This window comes from Winslowiella toletana (assembly GCF_017875465.1).
Classification (GTDB): Bacteria; Pseudomonadota; Gammaproteobacteria; order Enterobacterales; family Enterobacteriaceae; genus Erwinia; species Erwinia toletana.
Genome location: NZ_JAGGMQ010000001.1, coordinates 1,543,529 through 1,561,594 on the forward strand (window position 1 = coordinate 1,543,529; position 18,066 = coordinate 1,561,594).

An 18,066-nucleotide genomic window follows, 5' to 3' on the forward strand; every position below is an offset into this window, starting at 1 on the left:
GGATTCCTCTGGTTACGTTTAATCAAACGAATAACTGCCTTCAGCGCCGCGCGCCGTCAGACACCGCTTAGAATTTGAATTTTTGAGCCATCAGAAAAACGGGAAAAACGAAATGCATGGGGATCAACCACCGGTTGCCGGGCCAGCACCAGATCCGCCATCAGGCGTCCCGCCGCCGGGCCAATGCCAAAACCGTGGCCGGAAAAACCGGTGGCGATAAAAAAACCGGGCTGGCTGTCGACCGCCGAGATCACCGGCACCGCATCCGGCGTTACATCGATACAACCCGCCCAGTACTGGGCAATTTTCGCTTCGCGAAATAGCGGAAAATCACGTTGCAGCTTGCTGAGCGCGCCATCGGCCATCGGATATGACGGCAGCGGATCCAGCACCCGGCAATACTCAAACGGCGACGCCTGATCCATACGCCAGTTGCGATTGAAGCGCGCTTCATCGAAGAAACGAGCGCCAAGGCGCAGACGTAACGCGCGCCATTCACTGCGCAACGCCGGGAAGAAATCAGCGGCGTAGCGGAAAGAGTCAGGGACAATATCGGCGATATTGGCATGACCATCCGCCACGGTATAACCGCCATCCTGACGTTTGCGAATAGCAAAGTCATGACACCACAGCGCCTCTTCCGGTCCACCGCTAAGCGGTGCGGTGCGAATAACCGAGTTCATCACTTTAAGCTGCGGCAAGCGGATACCGTGGCGCGCGGTAAACAGCGACGACCAGGCGCCACCCGCCAGCACCACGCTCTGGCAGGCGATTTCGCCGCGCTCGGTGATCACCGCAGAAACCTTGCCCGCCTGGGTTTCGATGCCGCGCACTGCACATTCCGTCAGGATAAAAGCGCCTTTACGTCGTGCGGCTTCGGCAATCGCTGGCGCCACTTTCTGCGGTTCGGCGCGGCCATCTTCCGGTGTGTACAATGCACCTTTCACTGCCAGTCTGGCGCCCGGAAATTTTTGCCGGAACTGGCCCGCATCCAGCATCTGCGAGCTGACCGGATAATCCCTGACCTGCTCCAGCCACTGCTGATTCTGTTGCAGTTGCTGTTCATCGTGACAGGCAAACACAATTCCCGCCCGGGTGTAGCCGCTATCGGCTTCAATACGGCGATCAAGGCCTTGCCAGATTGACAGCGCTTCAGCCATTAACGCCACTTCGCGCGGGTCGCGACGCGAGATGCGCACCCAGCCCCAGTTACGGCTCGACTGTTCATGACCAATCTGGCCCTTTTCACAAAGCGCGACGCGGATGCCCTGCTCCGCCAGCTCCAGTGCAGTTGAGACGCCAATAATGCCGCCGCCGATCACCACCACATCAACGCTTGCAGGTAAATCGTTATCGCCATAAACCGGCGTCACACGTGGACCAGGCATAAGCAGACTTTTCCCCAGGTTGCATTATTTATCAGGATGAAATCAGTAACCGATCTATTTAGCCAGCGGTGGATTAAATGTTAATAACACTATTAATCGCCAGCCATAACGTTAATAGATTAAATAATTGGACTGCTGCTCACGATGACTGGCGAGTATTTTTTTACAGAGAGTAATCATCGTCGATTTATCCTGTGCGGATATGGCGTGAAAAAAATCACCATCCTGTTTCTGCGCCAGCAGAATAACCTTGCTGGCCAGCTTTTTTCCCTGCCCGGTAAGATATAACGCCTGCGATCGACTATCATCCGGCGCAACGGTGCGCCGCAGTAAACCCTGCAATTCCATTTTATCAATCAGTCGGCCCATTGATGAGCGGTCGCGCATAATCAGATCAGCAATACAGGAAGGACGGATGCCGGGATGGCGTGAGACAATCAGTAAGGTACTGATTTTACCGGTTCCTTTCGCCACATCCAGGCCGGATAGTTTTCTGTCGAGATCGCGTGAAACGACAATATTAAGGCAACGAATAGAGAAACTTAGCAGCTGTTCCAGCCCGCCTAAATCGGTAAAGTCAGGAGGTTTATTTTCTGCCGCACTTTCCACTTTCGTCATGGTTTCACCTTGCACAGAATAAGAGTTCTTTGCTTGCTGCTCCCCTGTGGCATTCGCCGGGAACAACATTAATGGCTTAATTGTGGCTGCAAATCGATTATTAACAGATTAGTGGACAGTCACAACCAGTTTTACCATACGATTTTGTGATTACATGGTGAACAGCAGGTTAAATTTATGATTTATGGCCGCCATAATAAAACGATCTTATCGCACCAGATAAGCGGGTGATAATTTAACTTTCCGGCCCCCTGTATTTCTTCTGTCACCACCAGGATAGAGGTAAATGACCATGGAACAGACCCAACCTTTGCATCAGCCGCCGCTACTGTCGGTTCGCCATTTAACGGTGTCATTGCCTGAAGGAATGGATCGCGCCTGTGCCGTTGAAGATATCTCTTTTGATCTGATTGCCGGCGAGATCCTGTGCATTATTGGTGAATCCGGTTCCGGAAAATCGGTCACCGCCCATGCCGCCATGGGATTGCTACCGGCAGCATTAACCGTCACCCGTGGTGAAATGGTGTTAACCGGCCAGGATATCCTTACCGCCTCACCCGCCATGCTGCGCAGCCTGCAAGGCAATACCATCTCCATGGTATTTCAGGATCCGCTTTCGGCGCTGAATCCGATTATGACCATCGGCAAGCAGATTGCCGAAGTGATGTCGGCGCACAATGTTGGCACCGCCGCCAGTCGTCAGGAGAAAGTGCTGTCGCTGCTGGAAGAGGTGGGTTTGCCGGATCCCGCCAGTGTGCAACATCAGTACCCGTTTAATCTGTCAGGCGGTCAGCGCCAGCGCGTGATGATCGCCATGGCGCTGGCGCTTGATCCCGATGTGCTGATTGCCGATGAACCGACCACCGCGCTGGATGTCACCACCCAGGCGCAAATTTTGCAGCTGATCCGCACGCTGCAAAGCCGTAAACAGATGAGCGTGATGTTTATCACCCATGATTTTGGCGTGGTCGAAGAGATTGCCGATCGGGTTATTGTGATGCGCAGTGGCCAGATTGTTGAACAGGGCACGGCGCGCCAGCTGTTAACCGATCCAGCGCACCCTTACACCCGCCAGCTGCTTGATGCAGTACCACAGCTGAGAAATGCAGCCAGGTCGCGTCAGGTTAATCCACCGGTAGTGCTGAAAGTGGTGGATCTGTGTAAAACCTACCAGAAAAATAGCGGCTTCTTCAGCCGTGGCCGCGAGGTCAGAGCGCTGAATAACGTCAGCTTTACGCTGCGCAAAGGGGAAACCCTCGGTGTGGTGGGCGAATCAGGCTCGGGTAAATCTTCACTGGGCCGCGTACTGGTCAAACTGCTGGCGGCGGATTCCGGGCAGATCTTCTTTGATGGCCGCGATATTGTGCCGATTAAGGAAAATGAGTTTCGTCCGCTGCGCCCGCTGATTCAGATGATCTTTCAGGATCCGTTCGCCTCACTGAATCCGCGCCATACCATCGGCACCATTCTTTCGGTCGGCCCGCTGACCCATGGCGGCATGACCGCCGCTGAAGTACGGCAAAAGGCGCTGCGGTTGCTGGCGCTGGTCGGGCTGGAACCCGGTGCTTACGAGCGTTATCCGCATGAATTTTCCGGTGGCCAGCGCCAGCGAATTGGTATTGCGCGGGCGCTGATGTTCGATCCGCTGCTGCTGGTGGCGGATGAGTCGGTTTCAGCGCTGGATGTCTCGGTGCAGGCGCAGGTGCTGGCGTTACTGACTGAAGTACAACGCAAAACCCATGTCTCGATTCTGTTTATTACTCACGATCTGCGTGTCGCCAGCCAGATTTGCGATGAAATTCTGGTATTGTATAAAGGCGATGTGGTGGAAACCGGTACGCCGGAAGCAGTGTTTACTGCGCCACAACATCGCTATACGCAAACACTGGTCAGCGCGATACCGGGCAGTGACCGCTAAGATGGCTTACAGGTGTTAATACAGGGCGACGTTAGCCGCCCTGTGAGGATTTATCCCAGCACTTTACTGACCGCAGTTTTAAAAATCTTCACGCCGATTTCCAGCGAACTGAGATCAAAACGCATCTCAGGATGGTGCAGTCCTGGCGTCAGATTGGTACCTAAACCCCAGAATCCGGCTTTCACCTGCGGACGCTGTACCGCATAGTGGAAGAAGTCTTCGCTGCCCGGCGTCGTTTTCGCCTCAGTTAATCCCGCCGCGCCCAGCACTTCAACAATCGACTCACTTATCAGCGCGGTCATTTCCGGATGAATTTCCGCCGCCGGCATCTCTTTCAGCACCACCACTTCCGCACTGGCTCCCAGCGCAGCCACGCTCTGTTCAATGGCGCGGATAACTTTCGCTTTCAGCTCATCCATCGGCGCATTGCTCTGACTGCGCAGATCCCAGCAGACGCGCGCCAGATCCGGCACCGAATTCGTTACCCCGGCATCACACAGGAAGCGGGTCGCTTTGGCGCTCCAGCTTAAACCCGGCGCCAGATGGATGGCATTAACCGCCTGCACCGCCATCACCGCCGCATCCAGCGCGTTCACCCCAAGGTGCGGGCGGGCGGCATGCGCAGGTACGCCTTTAATGGTGGCTTCGAGGGTACTGCATGCCGAGTAGATCATCGCTGGCACCGCCTGGCCGAGCGTACACTCCTCCAGCGGACGCAGATGAAAACCCAGCAGCATGTCGACATCGTCCAGTGCGCCACCTTCAACCATCGCCAGCGCTCCGGCTCCCAGCTCTTCAGCGGGCTGGAACAGAATTTTCAGGCGTCCTTTTTTAACCATGCCCTGACGGATAATCTCCTCGGCAGCGGTCAGCACCACGGATGAGTGTGCATCATGGCCGCAGGTATGGCGCGCGCAGGCAACACCATCAATCACATGACCAAGAGCATCCATATCGGCGCGCAGCGCCAGCACCGGGCCGGGTACACCGCTATCCAGCTCCGCCACAATGCCGGTAGTTTGATTAATATTGCGCGTGACCTTAAATCCCGCCTGCTCCAGCGCCGCAGCGAGATAAGCGGAGGTTTTGAACTCCTGAAAACCCAGTTCAGGAATTTCATGTAAGTAGTGATAGTGCTGTAAAACATTCGACACGTAAGTTATCTCCTGGTGAGGTGGTGGCCTCAGGCGAAAAAGCGCATTACCACCATTGAGATGGCGGCGTTCAGGATGCTGGTCAGCATTAACAGCGGCCAGTATTTTTTCGGTACATCAGAAACGCCCAGCAGACGCCCCATATATTGCAGCTGCGAACCCATCAGGAAAATCGCCGGGGCAAGAATGGTGATATCGCCCCCGGCCAGCACGCCTTTCGCCAGCAGGCTGACCGCAACCCCGGTACCGGCAGATGACGAGAGCCATGCGGTTAACAGTACGGTGATCGCCTCGCCGGGTAAACCAAATAACCCCATCACCGGCGCAAAGATCTGGCCGATATAGCCCATAATCCCCAGCAGGTTCAGCACTTCGGCGATCACATACGCCATCAGCACATTGGGCAGCAGATTATTAATGGCGATATGGAAGCCTTTGCGCGCGCCAGTCACAAAAATATCAAATGGATTGTTACTGGTAGTAGCTGGATTATTATTCGCCATGATTGAAGTCCTTTTTATATACGCTATTCAGTACCGCACGCACCAGCGCGGCGCCGACAAATTTCAGCACAAACATCACCACCAGCGGAATAATAATCGGCAATGTCATGGAGGCAAACAGCGCCGAACCGATGGAGAAGTAGTTATTAATCAGTCCGGCGCCGGAATATTGCCAGGCACCCATTACCACCACATCTTTTTTATTAATCTGCTGACTGTCATATAACTCTTTGGTCAACGCTGCACCGGCATCGGTACTTTGCAGATCGGTAATTAACGCCAGTCCGCAGCGACCCGGCAGACCTAATAACGGTTTTAGTAACGGAGTTAATAATTTATGTGCGGCACGAATCGCGCCGTAATGGGTAAAAATCTCCAGCAGCCCCAGCGCCAGCATCACCGTCGGCACCAGCGACAGCGCAAACAGGAAACCAGCTTTCGCACTGACGCCGCCGCTCCCCACAAAGGTACTGCTTCCGGCCTCTTTCATGGTGCCAAAGCTGCCGCCAAGCGTTGTGAAATCAAACGCTCCCAGCCACTGCATCCCCTCTACCTTAAAAAACAGTCCGGAGAAAAACAGAATCGCGGCGATCAACGCCAGATAAGCCCCTTTCCCGGCGACCAGGCTCTCAGTTTGCGGCAATACTTTCTCATCTGACATAATGCTATTCCCTGTGGCGATAAAAAAATGCTCAATGGTCTGTCGATAATTGCTGTCTGTAACTGGATAAAGCATCTTCTGTGCCAGAATGGGGTTAATCCGTGCGATTGTTGTTTTATTAAACAGAAAAACCAGTCTGTATATTTAGTCGTTCAATAAGCACGCAATCAGCCGATCATTTTAGTGCATGATAATGGGGCAGCGGCACTATGGACGGGCGTGCTGAAATAATAACCAGACTGATAATAAAATTATGCTTATCCTCTGCGGAAAAATAAATATAGCCCCCAGCGATTAATATTAATTCGCCGCTAAATATATTTATTTATCCGCGTGCGGTTTTCCCGTCTGCCGCCGGTTACCCGTAATCCAGGCAAAAATGAGAATCAATAGCATTCAACAAGTGAAGTAATTATATTTAAAAACAACAGATCTATTTGTGGTTTTTTCGTTAAAAATATATCTCTTTTATATTTACTGATGCATAATTCACTCTTAACCATTAAGAATAAATTCCCCTGTATAATTTTATGGAGCTGCTATGCTGACCAATGAAATGACCGCGCGGTTGAATGACCAGCTGAATCTGGAGTTCTACTCCGCCAATCTTTATCTGCAGATGAGCGCATGGTGTGGTGATAAAGGCTTTGAAGGCGCAGCGGCGTTCCTCAGAGAACACTCACGCGAAGAGATGCAGCATATGCAGCGCCTGTTTGACTATCTGGCGGATACCGGCGCGATGCCGGTGCTGGGCACCATCACCGCACCACCGGTCTCATTTAACTCGCTGGGCGAAGTACTGAAAGAAGCTTACGAGCATGAAAAACTGATCACCAGCAAAATTAATGAGCTGGCGCACTTCTCCATGACCTCTCAGGATTACTCCACTTTTAATTTCCTGCAGTGGTATGTCTCCGAGCAGCATGAAGAAGAGAAGCTGTTTAAATCGGTGCTGGATAAACTGGCATTGCTGGGCAACAGCGGCGAAGGCCTGTTCTTTATTGATAAAGATCTTGGCAAGATGGGCGGCGAAAATCACGGTCCTGCGGCCTGATATCGGCTGGCCGGGGATCCCCGGCCAGCCCTGTGACTACAAATCCTTTAACCGGGTTTCCGCGGGTTGCGGACGGCCAAACAGATAGCCCTGGAACAATGTGCAACCTTCAGCCTTCAGCTTTTCAAACTGTGCGGCGCTCTCCACCCCTTCGGCGGTAATCTGAATATCCAGGCTGCGACTCATACCGGTAATGGCGCGAATAATCGCCAGTGCTTCACGACTCTTGTGCATATCATTGATAAATGACTTATCAATTTTGATTTTGTCGAACGGAAACGAGCGCAGATAGCTCAGCGAAGAGTAGCCAGTACCAAAATCATCCAGCGCAATCAGCACGCCCAGACCTTTCAGCTGTTGCAGCACGCGCAAATTCCCCAGCGAATCATCCAGCAGCACCGACTCGGTGATCTCCAGCTCCAGACGATGCGGTTCCAGTCCGGACTCCTTAAGTGCAGCTTCTACCACCGATACCAGTTCACTATTTTTAAACTGCAACGGCGAAAGATTGACTGACACCGTCTGATGCGCAGGCCACTTCGCCGCTTCACGACAGGCTTCATACAGCGCATAGGCTCCGAGGCTGTGAATCAGCCCGGTCTCTTCGGCAATCGGGATAAAGTCATTGGGCATAATCAGCCCCTGCAACGGATGGTGCCAGCGCATCAGCGCCTCATAGCCAATAATATCGCGCTGTTCGGCATTGGTGATGGGCTGATAGTACAACTTCAGCTGTCCGCTGGTGATCGCCTCTCGCAGATCGTTTTCCACGATACGCCGTTTACGCGCCAGATTGTCCATCTCGAGGGTAAAATTCTCATAGCGATTACGCCCGTTACGCTTGGCTTCATACAACGCCATATCGGCGCAGCGCAGCAGATGATCGGGGGTTGTAAGATCAGCGCAGGCCAGCGCCACGCCAATACTTAGCCCGACGGCTAAATTATGCCCTTCAATATTCACCACCGGCCGCACCACATCAATCAGGCGTATGGCAATCGCTTCAGCCTCTTCCTGATGGCTCAACGCTGGCAACACGATAGCAAACTCATCGCCGCCAATTCGCGCCAGCGTATCTTCATCGCGCAGCACCCCACGCAGCCGTTTGGCCACCGCGCGCAGCAGTTCGTCGCCAATCTGATGTCCCAGCGAGTCATTAACGTTTTTAAAGTTGTCCAGATCGAGACACAATGCCGCCGTCCGCTTGCCGCTGGCCGCATCATGGCGCAGCGCATCATTCAGCCGCTGGCTAAACAACACGCGGTTGGGCAGGCTGGTGAGATTATCGTGATGCGCCATATGGTGAATACGCGCATCAGCGGCGCGCTGGTCAGTAACATCATCGGCAATCAGCAATACATAGTGGGTGCGCGCATCGCTACCTCGCGCCATTACTGCCCGGGTATGCAGAATGCGATCGCCGCCGGAGGTTGCAAGTAATTGCTCACTTTTATGCAAACCTTCACTACGTAATGCTTCATCAGACAGACGATTAAAATAGTCACTTAATTCCGCCGTCATACACTCATGGGGCTTTTTCCCCTGCATACGCGTTTTGGAGCTGCCGAGCAGCGATTCTGCTTTGCTGTTCACCAGCAAAATCTCACGCGAGATCGCATCCTCGACGATCACGCAGGAAGGGATATTGGTAATAATGGTATCGAGGAACTTTGACAGTGCATCCATCGCTGTGCTGTTGGCTTCAGCCAGATCACGCGCACGCAGGATCTGCTGCTCGTACTCACGGCGTTCGGTGACATCGCGGGTGATTTTGGCGTAGCCAATCAGGCTGCGATTGTCATCGTAGATGGCGTCAATCACCACATGGGCCCAGAAGGCGCTGCCATCTTTGCGATAACGCCAGCCTTCATCTTCAAAGCGCCCGACTCGCAGTGCAGTAGCCAGATTCACTTCCGGCAATTTGTTCAGACGATCCTGAGCGCTGTAAAACACCGAAAAGTGGCGTCCGACAATTTCATCCGTCAGATAGCCTTTGGCGCGTTGCGCACCGGCGTTCCAGTTGACGACCCGGCCCTGCGGATCCAGCATATAGATGGCGTAGTCGGTGACCCCTTCCACCAGCAGGCGAAACTTCTGCTCCTGCTCACTCTGCTCACGCCTGGCGCGCTGCTCTTCCGTGCAGTCACGGGTGATTTTGGCGTAACCAATTAATTTTCCGGCGTCATCGTAAATAGCGTCGATGACCACATTCGCCCAGAAGGCGCTGCCGTCTTTGCGATAACGCCAGCCCTGATCTTCAAAGCGTCCGGTGCGAAACGCCTGTTGCAGGTTTTTTTCCGGGATGTAAGCCATCCGCTCCTGCACGCTGTAAAACAGCGAAAAATGTTTGCCGACAATCTCTTCGGACAGATACCCCTTGGCCCGCTGCGCGCCTGCATTCCAGTTTGCCACGGTACCATCTGGCTTTAGCATATAAATGGCGTAATCAACCACGCTCTGTACCAACAGCCGATACATTACATCAGAGTTTTCATTCATTATATTTTTTACCCGATTGCTGAGCCGGTTGAAGGCAACCAAAAAGAGACGGCAATAATTTTTAACGTTTTAACCAGCTATTAACTGAAAATGCCCATGCCCACAAGTGACTATCAGCGACAGTCATAGTTTGTGTAGGAATTTATCGGCATTGATGAAAAAATATTCATCGCTATTTTGTGCTACAAACCGCGCTGCAGCCGCAAAAACGATGCTTTACGCTTATTTACAGCAAGTTAATTTCAGCTTAAGGTCAGCAGATGAAAATCGATACTGATATAACTTTCCGTAAACTGGAAATCTTTATCGCATTTATGGCGAGTGGCAATATAGCCAGTACCGGCGCAGCGCTTGGCCTGAGCAGCGTTAGCGTGCATCGCGCGCTGCACACGCTGGAAGAGAATATGCGCTGCCCGCTATTTATGCATAAAGGGCGATATCTGGTGCCACTACCGGCGGCGCATACCTTGCTGGCGCATAGCATCGATGCGGTGGAGGTAATGGCGTGCGGCATTACCGAAACGCGAAATGCCGCAGGCATTGGCCTGGGGCGGATGCGCATTGGCACACTCTACTCACTGACGCTGGAAACCGTGCCGCGCCTGATTATGGGGATGAAACTGCGCCGTCCGGATATCGAACTGGAGCTGGTGATGGGTTCCAACCAGATGCTGCTCGATAAGCTGAAAGAGGATCAGCTGGATGCTATTTTACTGTCATTGACCGACAGCCAGATCGATTCCCGTCGCCATCAGATATTGCCGCTGTTTGAAGATGATATTTTTCTCGCCGCTCCTGTCACTTCAGCACTGCAGTTCAGCGGCGAAGCGGATCTGCGCGACTTTCACCAGCATAAATTTGTCTCGCTGGCGGAGGGCTTCGCCACCTGGCACGGTTTTCAGGAGGCCTTTCATACCGCCGGATTTGAGCCGGATATCGTGATGCGGGTGAATGACATCTTTTCGCTGCTGAGCCTGGTCCAGGCCGGTGTGGGCTTGACTCTGGTGCCGGGCCGGATGAAAAAGGTGTATGAAAATTCAGTGCAACTGATGAAGCTGGCCGAACCGTATCAGATGCGACAAACCATCGCTATCGTCTTTAACAGTAACCGTGAGCATGACCCTAACCTGCTGGCGTTAGTCGCTGAAGGACGCATGTACAGCCGTGATACCCCGTTTAGCGCAACGCCCGCACCCGACGAGCCAGTTTAATTGCCAGCTCGCTGCCGCTCTGCTCCAGCGCGATAGCTTCACCATGGGAAAACGCCTGGCGCGTCAGGCCACTGAGCACCGCGCCCGGCGGCATCTCAATCGCCAGCCCGACTTCGCGCTCGCTGGCGGCGACCATTGCCTCGTGCCAGCAGACGGTATGCGCCATATTCAGCGCTAAATCCTGCGCAATCCGCTCCGGTTGCCACAACACCCGGCCGCTGCTACCACTGAGATAACCATAGCGCGGACGCTGCAACCTCACCTCAGTGAAAGCCGCCGCCAGCTGCTGCGCCGGTTGCTGAAGTAGCGCGCAGTGGGACGGTACGCTAACCGCCAGCCGGTGGGCTTTATGTGCCCCTGCCGCCAGCGCGCGCTGTGCGGTTGCCGCCATCTCCGCATCGCTGCCAGCAATCACCAGTTGCTGTTCAGCATTGATATTCGCCAGATAGGTTGCGCCCAGCAGCGGCTCCAGCTGGTTCTGCGTCAGACCGACAATCGCGGTAAGGCCGTAACCCTGCGGATACGCCTGCTCCATCAGTTCACCGCGCAGTGCCACCAGTCTGAGGGCATCGTTAAAGCTCAGCGATCCGGCCACTACTGCCGCCGGAAACGCGCCAATTGACAGACCACTGACAAAATCCGGCGTCACCTGCTGCGCAATTAACTGCCGCGCCCAGGCCACACCGCAGATCAATAAACTGAGCTGCACCGCCCGGGTATGTTGCAGCGCCATAGCACTATCGAGCTGGCGCGCATCCTCGCCGAGAATATCGCTGGCGCAATCCAGCAAACTGTCGCCATCCGGCAGATTCTGCAACATGCCGGGACGCTGCGGCCCCTGTCCCGGAAAGGTAAATAAGATTTTCATTCGGCCTCCTGCCAGGGGGTTGAGGTGATGCGCGGGCCAGAATTGGTTTTCAGCAATACCCGGCCATCGCGCAGCCATTCATTAAGGGCGAAAGCGCCATACGGGGTCTCTACCTGAGTGTCCGCCCGACACGGCAGGCTGGCCACCCTCCTGCTCCAGCGCGCCAGCTCTTCAGCGGCCAGCTGCTGCGGCGCGCGGATCAGCAGATCGAGATCGCTGTCGCCATGCATCACCGGCACCTCGCTGGCCAGCGCATAGCCGCAGCTGCCGGTAATGCCCCACGACCACGACCAGGATTGCTGTGCCAGCAAAATCGCCGCCTGGACCGGCTGCTGTGAGACAAACGGCGAGCGCAGCAGCCGCTGGACATCGGCCAGCGTTTCCGGCGTCAACGTGCGCTGAATGGCGTCAGGCGCCACCCAACCCGCCGCACGCTGGTCGCGGCGCAGGCCACGCACGCCAACCGCAATCAGCCCCTGCGGATGACTATCACGGCGCACCACCAGCGGCAGCGCGACGCGCCACTGGCTGCTGACCCACTCTGGCAGCTCTCCCTGTAGTGCGTTAACGGCATTCAGCCAGATCAGGTCGTGCGGGCGTGGCGACATCAGTTCAGATTCCTGCGGTCAGAGAGATAAATAGCGGCAGGGTGACAATACAGAGCACCGAGCTAATCAGCAATGTGGCTTCAGCATCCGGCGACTCAACGCCAAAGCGGTTACCAAACACCACGCCAAAGAAACCGGCTGACAGCGCCACCATCAGAATCGCGGTGATCGCCAGCGAGCCATGGATGCCGAGGATAAATACCAGTCCCCAGGCAATAAACGGCTGAACCAGCATGGTCACCAGGCTACCAATTATCACCACCCGGTTAATTTTCAGCTGGCGCGCCGACAAAATTACGCCGGTCAGGAACAGCGCCGCCGCGGTAGCGGCCAGACCCAGTGGCTTGATCGAGGTCAGCAGCAGCTCCGGCATCCGCAGGCCAAAAGCTGACAGCACCACGCCCAGCAGCGGTCCCCAGACAATCGGTTTGGTGACGGAACGCCACATCAGCACCGGCAGCATCGCCAGCGAAGAACCGGCGTGACCGCCCGCTTTTAACGCTTTCTCACGTTCGAGGATCAGCAGGCAAAATGGCGTCATCAGCACCGAACCACAGGCAATCGACACCGCGACCGACAGCGAAGTGGTGGATCCATCGCCCAGCACGCTGCTCAGAATCGGCAGTCCCAGCGCGGCATAGTTTGGTAACGCCACGGTCAGGGTCAGCACCGCCGCATCCTGCGGAGTTTTACCAAATACTTTGGTACACAGCAGATAGATAGCGCCATAGGTGATCCACATCGCCAGCGTCAGTACCACCACCAGCGGCCACTGTTGCACAATGCCGCTCCACGGCGTCTGCACGGTGGCGGCAAACAGCGCCGCAGGCAGAGCAAAATCCATCACAAAAATATTCAGCAGTGAGACGTTATGGTTATCGACCATTTTCGCCTTACCGGCATAAAACCCTAACAGCATAATAATAAAGATCGGTGCAAGGGCATGAACAATTACGTAAGTCATAAATCACCTGTTAACAATTAGTTATGATTAAGCACAGGTGCGATGAATTTATTATTTTTTCAGGGGCGGCCATAACGGACACCCCTGGCAGGTTTGTCCTGGAATGGTTTACCAGTCGGCGCGCATACGCTCGCGCACCCGCGCGGAACTGCGTCGGTTAGCGCCACGCAGGCGGTGACACAGCGTGCGATCGCCAGCCCGTGCCTGACTGACCGCGGCGATCAGGGTGTCGGTTACCTGCTGAACATCAGCCTCAGTGGGCTGGTCGGGGTGCTGAATATCCAGCAAGCTGTCCAGTAAGCCCAGCGTCTGATAGTTACCGATGTCGTAGGCCATCGGTGGCACCGTGGCCGCCAGTTTCTCCAGCGCCTCAACGCTGCGCAGGGTGATGCGCGCCGCCGACTCTTTGCCCATTGCATGAATCATCACGTCAGGATCGTTAAATGCAATCAGCTGATTAGCCTGGTAACCATGAGCCAGAAATGCTCCGGACATCGCCTTGCCGACGATCAGACCAATCACCGGATGACCGGCCAGCCGCGCGTTAGCGTATGCGCCTGCGGCGCCAGCCAGCGCCTGGTGAATGCCAAAAGCTTCTTCCCGACGGCCATAGGCCTGGCTTGGCACATCAATCACCGCCACGATAATGCGTTTTTCCGCACGCCCGGCGTCGGCGACGACTGCTTCGTTAACCACTTTGGCCAGCGTCCAGCCTTCCAGTAGTCCCACTTCCCCTCTGGCCGCGCGCGGATAGTGATTATCCGCATCCGGCACCACGGCGATAAATCGTGCTGGCTGACCCGCCAGGCTGCCATCCACCACCTGTACTGACGGGCAGAGACCTGTCAGGCGCTGACCGCCTGCGCTTAGCAGTGAAAGCCAGCGTTCACCGCGACTGACTGGATGACTCATAAACCCTCCTTGTCGGCGAACAGCTGTTGAATCTGCTGCGCGTCGGCCTGTTTGCTGGTATCGAACCGCTGCAACAGCGGCAGATAGTAGTGATAGTTATCAGAGCGATGCTGTAGCGGCACCCCTTTGGCAATCGCGGCATTGACCGCCTGTTTCACCGCCTGGATACCGTCGCCGACCAGCGCATCGACCAGCCCGCTCTGATAGCGCACTTCACCGCCGGTCATACTCCAGATAAATGGACGATCGCGTGAGTCGTACTCATCAATTCCCGCTTCCTGCTCTATTACCTGCGGGCCATTGAGGCCGAGGCGCGCTTCGCGGGTGACAATCAGATAACTGCATAACGCCGCTGCAATCGACATCCCGCCAAAGCAGCCGACGGTGCCGGCGATCACGCCGATCACCGGGGTATAACGGCGCAAATCGACAATTGCCGCATGGATATCGGCAATCGCCGCCAGCCCGAGGTTGGCTTCCTGCAGGCGCACGCCACCGGTTTCCAGGCACAGCACCGCCTGGGTGGCAATGCCGTTGCGGTTATCCTCCGCCGCCAGCTCCAGCGCCGCCGCCATTTTCGCGCCGGAAACTTCGCCCATACTGCCGCCCTGGAACGCCCCTTCAACAGCGATAACTACCGCGGGCTGACCGTTAATTGTGCCTTTGGCTACTACCATGCCGTCATCGGCCTGCGGCACGATACCCTGGCCACTTAGCCAGGGAGAAGTGATGCCAGCAAAAGGGTCGAGCAGTTCACGGAAGCTGCCGCTATCCAGCAGCTGACGGGCGCGCTCACGCGCTTTCAGCTCGATAAAACTGCGATCGTCACGCATCGCTCGCCTCCTCAAATACCTGTTCAATACGGATACGCGCCACACCTGGCGTGGCGCCAAAGTCGTGAATCGTCAGCGTGCCGCCCGGCAGATTGCTGAGCGCGGTTAAGCGGTCAAACAGCGCACGCCAGCGCGCTTCACTGTTGTCTACCGAAGTGGTAATGGCGACATGCAGCGTGCTGTCAGTGTTCGCCACAAACAGCGCTTCCAGATCGCCAGAACCCACCACGCCCGCCAGCGCTCTGCCTTGCAGGGTGCGCGTGGCCGGAAACGATAAGGTGATTTGTTCCATAACGTCCTCTCAGATAATTAATTTTCTGTTATTCGGTCTAAAAACAGGGTGGCGGCCAGCAGATCCGCAGCGCCGCCCGGCGAGGCATTCAATGCCAGCATCTGACTGTCGAGCTGCGCCAGGGCTGCGCGTCCGTCAGGCTGCGCACAGCCGCCAGCGCTCAGCACCGCCTTCGCGCCCTGCTGCATCGCCTGTAAGCCAGCCAGTCCGGCACGCGACAGCACGCAGGTATCGCTTAACGAGGTCATAATCGCCATCAGCGCATCAAGTTGCGCCTCCGCTTCGCTGGCGCCCTGCTGACGGCTGCAATGCAGCTGCGGCAGCGCCAGCTGCATCACATGCGGAAAGCGCTGCTGCGCCTCTTCACGCGCACCCGGAACCTGATAGCGCCGGGTGGCGCGCAGACCTTTGCTGAATGACTTCGGCGCCGCCTCATCAGGCAGCCGCGCCAGACGGGCGGCGCTGTCGGTAAGCTGCGCAGCAGTGGCGATACCAGCATGCATCGCCGCCGCCGATACCAGCAGACCCAGCGCCCAGATGGCGCCGCGATGGGTATTCACCCCGGCGGTCGCCGCCATCATGCTGGCCTCCCCCTCGCGCCCCAGTTTTCCTGCCTGCTGACGCAGCGCGATATCCGCACGGCGTTGCCAGCTGTGCAGCGCCAGGTGATAAAAAGTTGGCGTCAGGCTGTGGGCTGAACGTTCCATCAGCGCCAGAGTTAAATCCTGATGCGCGCCATTGCCGCGAGCATCCACCAGCCCGGGTTTCGGACTGAGGCGGGCTTCCGCAATCAGACACGCCGTCGCCACTCGGGCTAAATACCCGGCGCTCTGCTCGGCGTCAGTGGTGGAAAAACCAGGTTGTAGCTTCATTACCAGCTCCGGAATTTCGCTGGCGGGTTATATAAACCGCCGGACCATTCGACCAGATCCGCCACACTACCGGCCGCCAGCAATGAACGGCTGGCTTCGGTACGGCGGATCCCCAGATCTTCCGGGAACGCCACTTTGCCTTCACGACGCAGCTGCGCCACACGACCAGCATCAACGCCGAGGCCGATATCGGTAATACCCGCTACCGCCGCCACCATGGCGCGACGCTCTTCCATCGACTGCGCACGATAGAGGTAGGCAATTCCCTCTTCGGTCAGCACATGGGTAACGTCATCGCCGTAGATCATCACCGGCGCCAGCGGCATTGCCGCCGCTTTCGCTACTTCAACCGCATCGAGTTTTTCGACAAAGGTCGGCTTAACCCCGGCCTGGAAGGTTTCCACCATCTGCACCACCAGCTTGCGACCGCGAACCATCGGATCGGGTTTGTCGATCATCGCCAGCCAGGCGGGAGTCGCGTGGCGACGACCATGCGGATCGTGGCCCATATTTGGCGCACCGCCGAAGCCGGAGAGGCGTCCACGGGTCACGGTTGAGGAGTTGGCGTAGCCATCGATTTGCAGCGTCGAGCCGATAAACATATCCACCGCGTACTGCCCGGCCAGCTGACAGAAGGCGCGATTCGATCGCATCGATCCGTCGGATCCGGTGAAGAACACATCAGGACGCGCGGCGATATAGTTTTCCATCCCCAGCTCGCTACCAAAGCTGTGGACACTCTCCACCCAGCCGCTTTCAATGGCGGGGATCAGCGTTGGATGCGGATTAAGCGTCCAGTGACGGCAGATTTTGCCTTTCAGACCCAGCTGCTCGCCGTAAGTCGGCAGCAGCAGTTCGATTGCTGCGGTATTAAAGCCAATGCCGTGATTCAGCGACTGCACCTGATGCTCAGCGTAGATGCCTTTAATCGCCATCATCGCCATCAGGATATGTTCCTGTTTGATCATGCGCGGATCGCGGGTAAACAGCGGTTCGATAAAGAATGGCTTGTCCGCCACCACCACAAAATCGACCCAGGAGCCGGGAATATCGACGCGCGGCAGATCGCTCTCGTCATCCACCAGCTCGTTGACCTGCGCAATTACCAGGCCATCACGGAAAGCCGCCGCTTCCACCAGTGCGGGCGTATCTTCGGTGCTCGCTCCGGTGTAGAGATTGCCTTTGCGGTCAGCTTTAAAGCCCGCCACCAGCGCTACATTGGGGATCAGATCGACATACAGACGGGCATAGAGTTCGATATAGGTGTGGATCGCGCCGATCTCCAGCACGCCATCTTCCAGCAGCTGCGAGATACGCAGGCTCTGCGTACCAGAAAAGGAGAAATCGAGTTTACGCGCAATGCCTTTCTCGAAGATATCCAGATGCTCACTGCGCCCGACACTCGGCATAATCATATGCAGATCGTGTACTTTCGCCGGATCGACTTCCGCCAGCATGCGAGAAAGAAAATCGGCCTGTTTCTGATTATTACCTTCGAGGATCACCCGATCGCCGGGGGCGATCAGTTTTTCCAGTAAAGCCGGTAAATCGGCAGTGGGTAAGACTTTTCCCTGTAAATTCAGGGATGCGATGCGACGTCGCTTTTCGCTGCGGCGCGTATCCCAGACACGTGGAGACGCTTGTCCAGGCAACATGGTTAACCTCCTGATTCAATTCAGTTCTGTGAATAACCTGACTGAGATTAAGTGTA

Annotated in this window: 17 protein-coding genes; 3 read left to right on the forward strand and 14 right to left on the reverse strand. The window is 55.8% G+C overall.

Going from position 1 to position 18,066, the window contains the following annotated elements; genetic code table 11:
* Window positions 1-56: 56 nt before the first annotated feature.
* Window positions 57-1,388: an NAD(P)/FAD-dependent oxidoreductase gene (locus tag J2125_RS07210; RefSeq protein ID WP_017801163.1), complete on the reverse strand. Its 1,332-nt coding sequence runs from the start codon at window positions 1,386-1,388 to the stop codon at window positions 57-59.
* Between the two features lie 111 nt (window positions 1,389-1,499).
* The gene (locus tag J2125_RS07215; RefSeq protein ID WP_017801164.1) at window positions 1,500-2,006 is read right to left on the reverse strand and encodes a MarR family winged helix-turn-helix transcriptional regulator; all 507 of its coding nucleotides are present in this window, start codon (window positions 2,004-2,006) and stop codon (window positions 1,500-1,502) included.
* 286 nt (window positions 2,007-2,292) lie between these two features.
* Between J2125_RS07215 and J2125_RS07220 the strand changes: the two genes are divergently transcribed.
* A complete protein-coding gene (locus tag J2125_RS07220) occupies window positions 2,293-3,924 on the forward strand; it encodes an ABC transporter ATP-binding protein (RefSeq protein WP_209499477.1) in 1,632 nt (543 codons plus the stop codon).
* 50 nt (window positions 3,925-3,974) lie between these two features.
* Here the strand turns inward: J2125_RS07220 and J2125_RS07225 are convergent, their stop codons facing one another.
* From J2125_RS07225 to J2125_RS07235, 3 genes are read right to left on the reverse strand one after another with little or no spacing between them, the layout of a single operon-like run.
* A complete protein-coding gene (locus tag J2125_RS07225) occupies window positions 3,975-5,078 on the reverse strand; it encodes a M20 peptidase aminoacylase family protein (RefSeq protein WP_017801166.1) in 1,104 nt (367 codons plus the stop codon).
* A 29-nt stretch (window positions 5,079-5,107) separates the two neighbouring features.
* Window positions 5,108-5,581, reverse strand: coding sequence for a YjiG family protein (locus tag J2125_RS07230; protein WP_017801167.1), 474 nt, complete (start codon window positions 5,579-5,581; stop codon window positions 5,108-5,110).
* Window positions 5,571-6,242 (reverse strand): nucleoside recognition domain-containing protein, encoded by a 672-nt coding sequence (locus tag J2125_RS07235; RefSeq protein WP_026111702.1) that lies wholly within the window; start codon window positions 6,240-6,242, stop codon window positions 5,571-5,573. Before J2125_RS07235 ends, J2125_RS07230 begins: the two co-directional genes overlap by 11 nt.
* 541 nt (window positions 6,243-6,783) lie before the next feature.
* On the opposite strand from J2125_RS07235, the gene ftnA reads away from it, so the two are divergent.
* On the forward strand, window positions 6,784-7,296 hold the full coding sequence (gene ftnA, locus J2125_RS07240; RefSeq protein ID WP_017801169.1) for a non-heme ferritin: 513 nt from the start codon (window positions 6,784-6,786) through the stop codon (window positions 7,294-7,296).
* A gap of 36 nt (window positions 7,297-7,332) precedes the next feature.
* Here ftnA and J2125_RS07245 read toward each other — a convergent pair whose 3' ends face one another.
* Entirely contained in the window at window positions 7,333-9,795 is a 2,463-nt protein-coding gene (locus tag J2125_RS07245) for a sensor domain-containing protein (RefSeq protein WP_017801170.1), read from the reverse strand.
* A 260-nt stretch (window positions 9,796-10,055) separates the two neighbouring features.
* Between J2125_RS07245 and J2125_RS07250 the strand changes: the two genes are divergently transcribed.
* Window positions 10,056-11,006: a LysR family transcriptional regulator gene (locus J2125_RS07250; protein WP_017801171.1), complete on the forward strand. Its 951-nt coding sequence runs from the start codon at window positions 10,056-10,058 to the stop codon at window positions 11,004-11,006.
* Here the strand turns inward: J2125_RS07250 and mdcH are convergent.
* The 8 genes from mdcH to mdcA form a co-directional block, all read right to left on the reverse strand.
* Window positions 10,972-11,874 carry a malonate decarboxylase subunit epsilon gene (mdcH, locus tag J2125_RS07255; RefSeq protein ID WP_017801172.1) on the reverse strand — a complete coding sequence of 301 codons (903 nt, stop codon included), beginning with the start codon at window positions 11,872-11,874 and terminating at the stop codon, window positions 10,972-10,974. The genes J2125_RS07250 and mdcH overlap by 35 nt on opposite strands.
* The gene (locus J2125_RS07260) at window positions 11,871-12,482 is read right to left on the reverse strand and encodes a malonate decarboxylase holo-ACP synthase (protein WP_017801173.1); all 612 of its coding nucleotides are present in this window, start codon (window positions 12,480-12,482) and stop codon (window positions 11,871-11,873) included. Before J2125_RS07260 ends, mdcH begins: the two co-directional genes overlap by 4 nt.
* Window positions 12,483-12,486: 4 nt before the next feature.
* Complete coding sequence (locus J2125_RS07265; RefSeq protein ID WP_017801174.1) at window positions 12,487-13,446, reverse strand: AEC family transporter; 960 nt, start codon at window positions 13,444-13,446, stop codon at window positions 12,487-12,489.
* A 108-nt stretch (window positions 13,447-13,554) separates the two neighbouring features.
* Window positions 13,555-14,358, reverse strand: coding sequence for a biotin-independent malonate decarboxylase subunit gamma (mdcE, locus tag J2125_RS07270; protein WP_017801175.1), 804 nt, complete (start codon window positions 14,356-14,358; stop codon window positions 13,555-13,557).
* Window positions 14,355-15,191, reverse strand: coding sequence for a biotin-independent malonate decarboxylase subunit beta (locus tag J2125_RS07275; RefSeq protein WP_017801176.1), 837 nt, complete (start codon window positions 15,189-15,191; stop codon window positions 14,355-14,357). Before J2125_RS07275 ends, mdcE begins: the two co-directional genes overlap by 4 nt.
* Entirely contained in the window at window positions 15,184-15,483 is a 300-nt protein-coding gene (mdcC, locus tag J2125_RS07280; RefSeq protein WP_017801177.1) for a malonate decarboxylase acyl carrier protein, read from the reverse strand. The genes J2125_RS07275 and mdcC overlap by 8 nt, the downstream gene beginning before the upstream one ends.
* A gap of 17 nt (window positions 15,484-15,500) precedes the next feature.
* Entirely contained in the window at window positions 15,501-16,355 is an 855-nt protein-coding gene (locus tag J2125_RS07285; RefSeq protein ID WP_017801178.1) for a triphosphoribosyl-dephospho-CoA synthase, read from the reverse strand.
* A complete protein-coding gene (gene mdcA, locus J2125_RS07290; protein ID WP_209499478.1) occupies window positions 16,355-18,010 on the reverse strand; it encodes a malonate decarboxylase subunit alpha in 1,656 nt (551 codons plus the stop codon). The genes J2125_RS07285 and mdcA overlap by 1 nt, the downstream gene beginning before the upstream one ends.
* Window positions 18,011-18,066: the final 56 nt, after the last annotated feature.

Bases quoted from the DNA above. Each gene is read 5' to 3' on its own strand.
- J2125_RS07210 (WP_017801163.1), bottom strand. From the start codon at position 1,388: ATGCCTGGTCCACGTGTGACGCCGGTTTATGGCGATAACGATTTACCT.
- J2125_RS07215 (WP_017801164.1), bottom strand. From the start codon at position 2,006: ATGACGAAAGTGGAAAGTGCGGCAGAAAATAAACCTCCTGACTTTACC.
- J2125_RS07220 (WP_209499477.1), top strand. From the start codon at position 2,293: ATGACCATGGAACAGACCCAACCTTTGCATCAGCCGCCGCTACTGTCG.
- J2125_RS07230 (WP_017801167.1), bottom strand. From the start codon at position 5,581: ATGGCGAATAATAATCCAGCTACTACCAGTAACAATCCATTTGATATT.
- J2125_RS07235 (WP_026111702.1), bottom strand. From the start codon at position 6,242: ATGTCAGATGAGAAAGTATTGCCGCAAACTGAGAGCCTGGTCGCCGGG.
- ftnA (WP_017801169.1), top strand. From the start codon at position 6,784: ATGCTGACCAATGAAATGACCGCGCGGTTGAATGACCAGCTGAATCTG.
- J2125_RS07245 (WP_017801170.1), bottom strand. From the start codon at position 9,795: ATGAATGAAAACTCTGATGTAATGTATCGGCTGTTGGTACAGAGCGTG.
- J2125_RS07250 (WP_017801171.1), top strand. From the start codon at position 10,056: ATGAAAATCGATACTGATATAACTTTCCGTAAACTGGAAATCTTTATC.
- mdcH (WP_017801172.1), bottom strand. From the start codon at position 11,874: ATGAAAATCTTATTTACCTTTCCGGGACAGGGGCCGCAGCGTCCCGGC.
- J2125_RS07260 (WP_017801173.1), bottom strand. From the start codon at position 12,482: ATGTCGCCACGCCCGCACGACCTGATCTGGCTGAATGCCGTTAACGCA.
- J2125_RS07265 (WP_017801174.1), bottom strand. From the start codon at position 13,446: ATGACTTACGTAATTGTTCATGCCCTTGCACCGATCTTTATTATTATG.
- mdcE (WP_017801175.1), bottom strand. From the start codon at position 14,358: ATGAGTCATCCAGTCAGTCGCGGTGAACGCTGGCTTTCACTGCTAAGC.
- J2125_RS07275 (WP_017801176.1), bottom strand. From the start codon at position 15,191: ATGCGTGACGATCGCAGTTTTATCGAGCTGAAAGCGCGTGAGCGCGCC.
- mdcC (WP_017801177.1), bottom strand. From the start codon at position 15,483: ATGGAACAAATCACCTTATCGTTTCCGGCCACGCGCACCCTGCAAGGC.
- J2125_RS07285 (WP_017801178.1), bottom strand. From the start codon at position 16,355: ATGAAGCTACAACCTGGTTTTTCCACCACTGACGCCGAGCAGAGCGCC.
- mdcA (WP_209499478.1), bottom strand. From the start codon at position 18,010: ATGTTGCCTGGACAAGCGTCTCCACGTGTCTGGGATACGCGCCGCAGC.